We start from the raw sequence: 7,357 nt of genomic DNA on the forward strand, positions 1-7,357 counted from the left end.
ACGATGCTGCGCTGCTGTTTATCCCACAGCACAGGTACCGTGACCCGGCCGGTGTAGTTGGCATCGGCGGTGGTGTAAACCTGGTGCAGGTAATCGATGCCTTCGATGGGATTGTCCTGGGAAACTTCAGAAAACACCCAGCCGTGCTCCAGCATCTTGGCGTCAACGATCGTAATGCCGATGATTTGCTCGAGTTTTTTCAGCTTGCGAAAAATCAAGGTGCGGTGGGCCCACGGGCAAGCCAGCGAGACAAACAGGTGGTAGCGCCCGGCTTCGGCTGCAAAGTTTGGCTCGCCAATCCAGTGGCGAAACTGCGAGTCTTTCCGAATGAATTCGCCGCCCGTGGATTTCGTGTCATACCAGTCGGTGTGCCATTGGCCGTCTACTAATAGCCCCATGGTCTTTCTCCTCTAATAATTTTTGATAATTTCGTTGTATGAGTATATCGTTGTGCAAAATACTTTAACTAGCGTGTGTTCCAACAGTTTTGACAAGGTAATCTATCGCGACCTCGGCAAAGTGTCGAGGTCATGCCGCATCAGATACGTCGAAGTGGCTGCCAGCAAAGATGCTGTCAAGAAGCCGGTAGAGGATCGCGAGGCGGAAAAACGAGCAAGGCAGTCCGACCATTGATATGGCGTGCTAATTGCCGATACGCAAACGAAGATTCAACGGAGGTAGGAGTTCTGATGTCCGGCGCAAACAACGGCGATTTGTCCATCCGAGCGGTGGTGAATACCAACCAGATAGACTGGTCGCCCAGTCCGAGCGGTACAGTCTGGCGCAAGCGCATCCACCTGATCGGCCCGGCCGAATCTGGCCAGGTAACTTCCGTAGTGCGTTACCAGCCAAACTCCACATTCCCGGCACACGATCATCCCGACGGCGAGGAAATCCTTGTGCTCGAGGGGGTTTTTTCGGATGAGCATGGTAACTGGCCGGCCGGCACGTATTTGCTGAACCCGGAGGGGTTTCGCCACGCTCCTTTCTCGAAAGACGGCTGCAAATTGTTCGTCAAGCTCCGGCAGTTCCCGGGCAGGCAACGCCGCCATATAGTGCTGGATACAAACCTGCTCAACTGGCAAGCGACCTCCCGTACCGGGGTCGAGGTAAAACCGTTGTACGAGCAAGATGGCTTTTTGGACACAATGCGTCTCGAAAGGTGGGCACCGGACAGCATGTTGGATTCCCTGACTTACTCGGCCGGCGCCGAATACTTCGTGCTGGAAGGGCGATTCACCGATGAATCCGGATCTTACGAGAGCGGCACCTGGCTGCGCTTACCGGTTGGATGCAGCCATCAGCCACGCACGGACACCGGTTGCGTACTCTATATAAAGGAGGGTGGTCTGGCATATCTGCACGCCGAAGCCAGCGACGGAGACTGAATATGCTGGTGCTAACTCGCCAGCCGATCGGTAACAGGTGTCCAGGCCTGTGCGGCAAATGCGTCATCAAGCGGCGTTTCGGCAATATGGTTCACATAGTTGCTGAGAGTCTTGAAACTTAGGCCCAGAATCACCTCGAGGATTTGTGCCTTGCTGTAACCCGCCGCCTTAAAAGTGGCGATATCATCATCAGACACCCAACCGCGTTTTTCAACGACCGCGGTAGTAAAGGTACGCAAAGCTTCCAATTTTTCGTCGTCGATCGGTTGGTCATTGCGGATCGCGTCTATCACATCGGCAGGTACTTTTTGCATGCCGGCGACCACAGAGTGAGCCGCCACACAATAATCGCACTCATTGAATCGGCTCGCTGCCAAAATTACTAACTGGCGTTCAGTAGCTGAAAAAGATGATTCGTCGAAGATTTTTCCGATTGTCAAATAAGCTTTGATCGCTGCCGGGGATTCCGCCAATACGCCGAGCAGGTTGGGAATAAACCCAAACGACTTTTCGGCGGCGGCTAACAGCTCGGCTGATTCCGCCGGTGCCGTTTCTTTGGAGTGTACGTTGAATTGACTCATGATGAGCTCCTGTTGTATTCCGATTTTCAGTATGTACACAGTACGGTCGATGAAGGACTCGTTCTATGGTCATTGGTATTGAATAGTGATACCGATCGTCTGATATTTGGCACCAATCACAGAGTAGCGGGCTAAGCGGCTGCCGACCGGTGACTCTGACCCAGCAGGATCTTTTTCGACTCCTCGGTCATCGTCGGTGTGGTATTGATGCTGGCACCGATTTCGTAGGCGCGAACAACGGCTGGCCGTTGCTCGATTGTCTCGAACCAGCGTTTCAGGTTCGGATAATCCTCAAGCCCCAGTTGCAGAAACGGGTGCTTGAATACCCAGGGATAACTGGCCATGTCGGCAATCGAGTAGTCGCCGGCGATGAACTCGCGGTCTGCCAGTCGCTTGTCCAGGACCTTGAACAGGCGGCTTGTCTCGTTGACATAGCGGTCGATCGCATAAGGGATTTTCTCTGGCGCATACTGGCCAAAGTGCAGATTTTGTCCGAGCATCGGGCCAAGCCCACCCATTTGCCAAAACAACCATTGCAGTACATCGGCACGTCCAGGGGCGTCTGTAGGCAGAAAAAGCCCGGTTTTTTCTGCCAGGTAAAGCAATATGGCGCCGGACTCGAAAAGCGACAAAGGCATGCCAGGTTCGCCGGGACTATGGTCGACAATCGCCGGCATCCTGTTGTTCGGGGAGATGCGCAGGAACTCAGGTTCAAACTGTTCCCCCTTGCTGATGTTGACGGGCTCGATGCGATACGGAATTCCCGTTTCCTCCAGGAACACAAGTACCTTGTACCCGTTGGGGGTCGTCCAGAAATAAAAGTCAATCATTGCGTTCTCCGTCTTGCTCTCGTTGTCGATAGTGGGTGGTACTCTCTCCGCCAAATCCCCAGTTGTCCGTATCGATTTCGTCGATGACAACATGGGTTGTCTGCGGATCCTTGTTGAGTACGCGTCCAAGCATTGCTGTGGTCTCCCGGATCAATAATTCCTTTTGCTCGGTAGTAACGCCTTCACGGGTTATCCTGATGTTTACGTATGGCACGGCTGGTCTCCTTTTTGTACATACCAAACTGAGGTCGATAAGCTATTGCGACTGTGATGGCGCGATCTGGCCGTCCCTGGCCATTAATCAATGTCCTGTTCGCTTACCGCTGGCCTAGGCAGCCCAGGGCAACAGCGCCACGTTGCCGATCACTTCATTGTTCGCGACCAGACGATGTGCCTCTGCCGCCTCACTCAATGGCAAGGTCCGGTCCAGTAATGGAGTTATCTTGCCTTCACGCACGAGTTGCAGGCCAAATTCCAGGTCGCTTTTGTCGCTGGCCATTGATCCTTTCAGCTCTTTCTGTTCGAAGAAAAGACTACGGATGTCAAATTTGACCTCTGGTCCAGCCGCGAATCCAAATGCGACGATAACGCCGGTTGCTTTCGCAGCAGCGATACTCGTGGCGAGAACGTCGCCCGCCAGGTTATCGATGACCACGTCGGCGCCACGGCCGTCGGTCCACTCCTTTACGCGTTCCACAAGGTCTTCATTGCTTGTGTTGATCACGAGATCTGCACCGAGTTCGCGGACAGCATCCGCCTTGGACGCGTTGCGTATGGTGGTGGCCACCCGGGCTCCCAGCGCCTTGGCAACCTGAATCTGCATGCTGCCGGAGCCTGAAGCACCGGCCTGGACCAAAACTGTGTCACCGGCCTTGACGCCAGCGACTTCCTTGACCGCACGTACCGCGGTTGCAAGCGCGACGGGTAGTGTTGCCACTTCCGCCGGCGTGAGGCCGGTATCATCCTTCAACAGGAAACGCGCGGGAACTTCGATGTACTGCGCATACGTTCCCGGGATGTGCAGACCGGGCAGAGCAAAGCTCGGCGCCTGGCTAGCCGGATAGATGTCGTAGTCCTCTTCGCTTTGTGGATAACCCGGAACCACGATGATCCGTTCGCCGATCTCAAAACCGGTGACGTCTTTGCCCGCCCGGAAAACTTCACCGGCGGCATCCGCGCCCAGAATGTGAGGGAAGGGGAAGTCGGGCACTACCGAGCCCTCCCGGAGATAGTGGTCCAGACGGTTCACGCCGGCGGCCAGGATTTTGACCAGGACGTTACCCGGTTTGGGTTTCGGTGTTGCGATGTCTTCATACTTGAGTACGTCGAAATCGCCAAATTGGTGAATGACTGCTGCTTTCATTGTCTTGCTCCTTAATTTCACAATTCGTTGGTGGAAAATTACGATCCCACAATAGGCCAGTGTGCTTTTGTGATAAACTAGGTAATCAGAGAAACATTTATGCGAAATATGCAAAGATAGGTAAAAGGCATGGATAGTATTGCGGGCATGCGCATCCTTGTGCGTGTCGTAGATTCGGGGAGTTTCTCGGCAGCCGCACGACAACTCGGTATTGCGCCATCGTCCGTGTCTCGTCAAATCAACCAACTCGAAGAAGACCTGGGCGCGAGACTTTTCGTCCGTACAACGCGGAAGTTAAGCCTTACCGAAGCGGGGCAGCTCTACTATGAGCGCGCTCGCGGCATCATCGACGACGTCAATGAAGCGAAACTGGCGTTATCACAGCTCGGATCGCCGAGTGGGATTCTTCGCGTTACGGTGCCAAGCGGCATAGGCCGGCAACTTGTGGTTTCCGCAGTTCCGGCCTTTCTCGATAAGTATCCGGCCATCAAAATCGTCTTGTCGATGACAGACCGAATGGTAGACATCGTCGACGCTGGCATCGATGTCGCCATCCGCGTGGGGCGTCAAAGGGACTCAAGCTTCAAAGCTCGGAAGATCGGCGAAAGCAAACGGATTGTCTGTGCCAGCCCTGAATATCTAAAAAAAGCCGGCACGCCGAAAAAACCAGTGGATCTCGAGAGTCATAACTGCATCACCTGGCGAGATCATCCCGGACACAATGTCTGGACATTTCGCGGGCCTGACGGCGTCTCGAATGTGCGTGCTTCAGGGAGTTTTTTCGCAAAAAATGCGGATGCGATCGTAGCCGCCACGGTTGCCGGCCTGGGGCTTTCGCTATTGCCCGACTGGAATATGGGTATCGAACTCCGGCAAAAGCAGCTGCGACCGGTACTGACAGATTACCAGGCCAGTCCCGCGGCCAGCCCGGTTTACGCCGTGCATGCGCATCAACGGCACGTGCCACCGAAAATTCGCGTGTTTATAGATTTTCTTATCGAAGCCTTCGCGAGAACTCGATACTCATAGCAACAGAGCGGGCGTTATTCCGAGTATTCCCGCTCGTACTCACGCTCAAGTTCACAGACGCGAATCTTGTACCAGGCAAAAATTTTTTCGCGGCTGAGTTGCTGTACTTTTACATGCTCCGGATCGTCCCGCCACGCTTTTATGGCCTCGCGATCGCGCCAAAAAAACAGACTCACGAACTTCCTCTCATTTTCGAGACTGCAACACGGCGCCTCACCCAGAAACCCGTCGTATTGTTTGACCTGCTCTTGCATATGCTTCAGCGCGGCCTCGAACTCTGAATCCATACCGGCCCGCATTTCGAACTCTACAATTACAACCATCATGGGTATTGGGTATGCACCAATGGATGATGGAAAAGCTGGATAGACAAGCAATACTACTCGTCCGTCCTCAAAAATCGACATCCGATTCAGGCCACTGTTCGCATGTATTAGTGATGAAGGTCGCTTACCTTCCTGAGTGCAGCAATTCGACACGGATACATTGACAATAGTAGCCAAGCCAAGTTCGAGGAGCGGATTTTATGGGTTTAACTCCGCCATCCACTAGACCGTGGGAAGTCCAATACCAGAAAAGGCTTGACCTGGAGTCAACTCCAAGTTTTAGACTTGCTTTCACGATAGAGCATTTGTGTAGAGGAAATTGGCGTTGAAAAGAAGCGAAGTAGTTCTGAAACAGACCGGTCTGAGCTGGCTGACCTTGTTTACGTCCGGCGGCACGCTGATCTGCTGTGCCCTGCCCATCATCCTGGTGACGCTGGGTTTGGGGGCGACAGTGGCCGCGTTCACCAGCAGCTTTCCGCTGCTGGTCACGATTACCCAGCATAAGGCCTGGGTGTTCGCGGGCTCCGGCGCCATGCTATTGGTTTCGGGCTGGCTGATGTATCGCCCGGGGCGGGCCTGCCCGGCAGATCCGGATTTGGGCCGTCTGTGTGACCAGACCCAAGTGTGGAACGGGCGTATTTATTGGAGTTCGGTAGCACTGTGGGGCATCGGCTTTTTTGCCGCGTTCTTGGCGTTACCGCTGCGAATTTTGTTGGACTTTTAACATTGATAGTAATTGGAGGTATGAAATGATAATGCAAAAGACAGCTTTAATGCTGATCGGTTTATTTCTCTTATCGGGGCCGGTACTCGCAGAGCCACAGGAGGTGCTGGAGATCGATGTCGCCGGCATGACCTGTGCATTCTGCGCCTATGGCATCGAGAAAAACCTGGGCAAGCTGCCCGGGGTCGACCTGGCCCAGGTTAGCCTGGAGGCCAAGAAAGTACGCGTAGTGATGAAAGCCGGTGAGACCCCGGACGAAACGGTTATCCGGGAAACCATCCGCGACGCCGGCTTTACACCGAAAGAAAGTACTCGCTACACCAAGGACGACTGATGTTGCGGCCCGCTGTTTCTGTCGTGTTGGCCGTCTGGCTCATGTTGTCGAGTGCCGGCGCCTGGGCGATGGGACTGCGCTCCTTTGTGGCCTTGCCGCTTGAAAAAGGTGGAACGGTGCTGCGGCTGTTCGATGAATACAATGCAGACCAGGACGTCAATGTCCTGACCACCAACCTAGCCTATGGCATCAGCGGCACACAGACCCTCTTTCTCGGGCTACCCTACCGCTTGTCGCCTTCAGGCCCTGACCGCCTGGCCGACTTGAACGTGCTATACCGACATATCGTCTGGCAAGTGGACGATGACATCGGCACGAGTCGGCTAGGCCTACTCGGTGGTGTGGTGGTCCCGACCGATAGCAACCGGGACCTCCGTGTGCAGGCAGGTGCAGTGGCCACGTTCTTTCGGCGGCGCCATGAATGGGACCTGGACGTACTCTGGGTGCAGGGGCTGGATGACGCGCCGAATGCGGCACGCTACGATATCTCCTGGCAGTACCGGCTGACGCCGGCTACCTACCCGGACTGGGGCGCTGCAACCGAATGGGACGGCGTGCTCGAACTCAACGGTCGCTGGGTCCAAGGTAATACCTTTGTGCATCAAGTTACCGCTGGCTTACAGTGGATTCACCGCCGATGGGTGTTGGAAGGCGGCGTAGTTCAGGATCTCAACGGTCCGCAGGACACCCGCTTCGTGCTGAGCACGCGCATACACTTCTAGGAAAGAGATGGTCGTGAAAGCAATCCAGGTCGAAGTGTTCTCATCCCCCGGCTGCAACAG

At 54.7% G+C, this 7,357-nt stretch carries 11 protein-coding genes; 5 read left to right on the plus strand and 6 right to left on the minus strand.

Annotated features, from left to right (window positions below):
- A partial coding sequence (locus tag IIA05_12530; protein MCH9027917.1) for a glutathione S-transferase family protein occupies positions 1–398 on the minus strand: 398 nt, incomplete at its 3' end.
- Between the two features lie 291 nt (positions 399–689).
- On the opposite strand from IIA05_12530, the gene IIA05_12535 reads away from it, so the two are divergent.
- Entirely contained in the window at positions 690–1,388 is a 699-nt protein-coding gene (locus tag IIA05_12535) for a cupin domain-containing protein (GenBank protein ID MCH9027918.1), read from the plus strand.
- 11 nt (positions 1,389–1,399) lie between these two features.
- On the opposite strand, the gene IIA05_12540 is transcribed toward IIA05_12535, so the two are convergent.
- The 4 genes from IIA05_12540 to IIA05_12555 all read right to left on the minus strand — a co-directional run bounded on the left by IIA05_12540 (position 1,400) and on the right by IIA05_12555 (position 4,162).
- Positions 1,400–1,969: a carboxymuconolactone decarboxylase family protein gene (locus tag IIA05_12540; protein ID MCH9027919.1), complete on the minus strand. Its 570-nt coding sequence runs from the start codon at positions 1,967–1,969 to the stop codon at positions 1,400–1,402.
- Between the two features lie 131 nt (positions 1,970–2,100).
- On the minus strand, positions 2,101–2,799 hold the full coding sequence (locus IIA05_12545; protein MCH9027920.1) for a glutathione S-transferase N-terminal domain-containing protein: 699 nt from the start codon (positions 2,797–2,799) through the stop codon (positions 2,101–2,103).
- Positions 2,792–3,013: a 4-oxalocrotonate tautomerase family protein gene (locus tag IIA05_12550; protein ID MCH9027921.1), complete on the minus strand. Its 222-nt coding sequence runs from the start codon at positions 3,011–3,013 to the stop codon at positions 2,792–2,794. Before IIA05_12550 ends, IIA05_12545 begins: the two co-directional genes overlap by 8 nt.
- Positions 3,014–3,127: 114 nt before the next feature.
- Positions 3,128–4,162, minus strand: a complete 1,035-nt coding sequence (locus IIA05_12555; GenBank protein ID MCH9027922.1) for a zinc-binding dehydrogenase — start codon at positions 4,160–4,162, stop codon at positions 3,128–3,130.
- A gap of 129 nt (positions 4,163–4,291) precedes the next feature.
- Between IIA05_12555 and IIA05_12560 the strand changes: the two genes are divergently transcribed.
- Positions 4,292–5,191, plus strand: coding sequence for a LysR family transcriptional regulator (locus IIA05_12560; protein MCH9027923.1), 900 nt, complete (start codon positions 4,292–4,294; stop codon positions 5,189–5,191).
- Between the two features lie 14 nt (positions 5,192–5,205).
- Here the strand turns inward: IIA05_12560 and IIA05_12565 are convergent, their stop codons facing one another.
- Entirely contained in the window at positions 5,206–5,514 is a 309-nt protein-coding gene (locus tag IIA05_12565) for an antibiotic biosynthesis monooxygenase (protein ID MCH9027924.1), read from the minus strand.
- A gap of 364 nt (positions 5,515–5,878) precedes the next feature.
- Between IIA05_12565 and IIA05_12570 the strand changes: the two genes are divergently transcribed.
- Genes IIA05_12570 through IIA05_12580 form a run of 3 tightly spaced genes read left to right on the plus strand, consistent with a single transcriptional unit; the run spans position 5,879 to position 7,297 of the window.
- Entirely contained in the window at positions 5,879–6,241 is a 363-nt protein-coding gene (locus IIA05_12570) for a hypothetical protein (GenBank protein ID MCH9027925.1), read from the plus strand.
- 31 nt (positions 6,242–6,272) lie between these two features.
- Positions 6,273–6,575: a heavy-metal-associated domain-containing protein gene (locus IIA05_12575; protein MCH9027926.1), complete on the plus strand. Its 303-nt coding sequence runs from the start codon at positions 6,273–6,275 to the stop codon at positions 6,573–6,575.
- Between the two features lie 41 nt (positions 6,576–6,616).
- Positions 6,617–7,297, plus strand: coding sequence for a hypothetical protein (locus IIA05_12580; GenBank protein MCH9027927.1), 681 nt, complete (start codon positions 6,617–6,619; stop codon positions 7,295–7,297).
- Positions 7,298–7,357 lie beyond the last annotated feature (60 nt).

It is taken from the genome of Pseudomonadota bacterium (assembly GCA_022572885.1).
Lineage (GTDB): Bacteria > Pseudomonadota > Gammaproteobacteria > Steroidobacterales > MnTg04 > MnTg04.